Source organism: Variovorax soli NBRC 106424 (genome assembly GCF_001591385.1).
Lineage (GTDB): Bacteria > Pseudomonadota > Gammaproteobacteria > Burkholderiales > Burkholderiaceae_C > Variovorax > Variovorax soli.
On record NZ_BCUU01000231.1, the window covers coordinates 1 to 955 of the forward strand.

Sequence of the window (955 nt, forward strand, 5' to 3'; positions counted from 1 at the left end):
GCGCTTGGTGTGCACGCCGCCTTCGCGACCGCTGGCGCCGCCGGCGGCACCGGGCCGCACGAACACGCGCGCACCGGGCAGCAGGCCGGCCACTTCGGTCTGCGGCATCAGGAAGAGCCGGTCGCCGGCAAAGCCCACCACCTCGGCTTCGGCATGGCGTTGCGGATAGCCGGGCGGCAGCTCGATCAGGCAGTCGCTGCCCACGGGCAATTGCAGGCCTACGGCTTCCAGCACCAGGCCCACCGCACGGGTGAGGCGGCCCGAGACGCTGGTGGGCACGCGCCGGGCCGCGTCCTGGCCGGCCTGCGCGAGCGCCGCTTGCCAGGTGCGCAAATGGGCGTTGTTCGATGCGGGCGCCGCTTGTTGCACGTCTTCAACCATGGGCTGCCTTCTCTTGGCCGACCAGCCCGGCGGTCACGCGCTCCCAGCGGGTTTCCAGCGTGGCGTCGACCTCGCTGCCCGCACATAGAACGCGGCAGCCGCCGCGCGAGATGCTGTCATCGGCGCGAACTTGCCAGCCGGCTTCCTGCAGCGCGTTGCCCAAGCTGCTGCGCACCAGCGCCACGTCGTCGGGGTGCAGCTGCAGGCGCGGCTCGCCTTGCAGGGCGGGCTTGCTGGCGAGCAACTGCTGCACCAGCGGCACGATCCAGGCGGGCTCCACGTCCAGGCTGTGGTGGACCACCTGGCGCGCCACGTCCAGCGCCAGGGCAATGAGCGAATCGGACAGCTCGCGCTCGATGCCGGCGAGGGCCGCAGGCAGGCTCTGCGCCAGCGTGCGCAACTGCTCGGCGTGGGCCGTGGCCAGGGCCAGGCCTTCGGCGCGGCCTTCGGTGCGGCCGGCTTCCAGGCCTTCGGCATGGCCCTGGGCAAAGCCCTGGCGGCGGCCTTCGGCCTCGCCCATGGCGCGGGCGTCCACGCGCAGGCGGGCCAGCAGCTTGTCTTCCAGCGTGGGGCC

1 protein-coding gene and 1 pseudogene are annotated in these 955 nt (G+C 73.1%); both read right to left on the reverse strand.

All coding sequences use genetic code 11. The annotated features are described in order from the left end of the window. Window positions 1–381: pseudogene (locus VSO01S_RS26525) on the reverse strand (flagellum-specific ATP synthase FliI); the annotation flags it as partial. Then, a partial coding sequence (gene fliH / locus VSO01S_RS26530; RefSeq protein WP_068645715.1) for a flagellar assembly protein FliH occupies window positions 374–955 on the reverse strand: 582 nt, incomplete at its 5' end. The gene fliH and the pseudogene VSO01S_RS26525, both read right to left, overlap by 8 nt.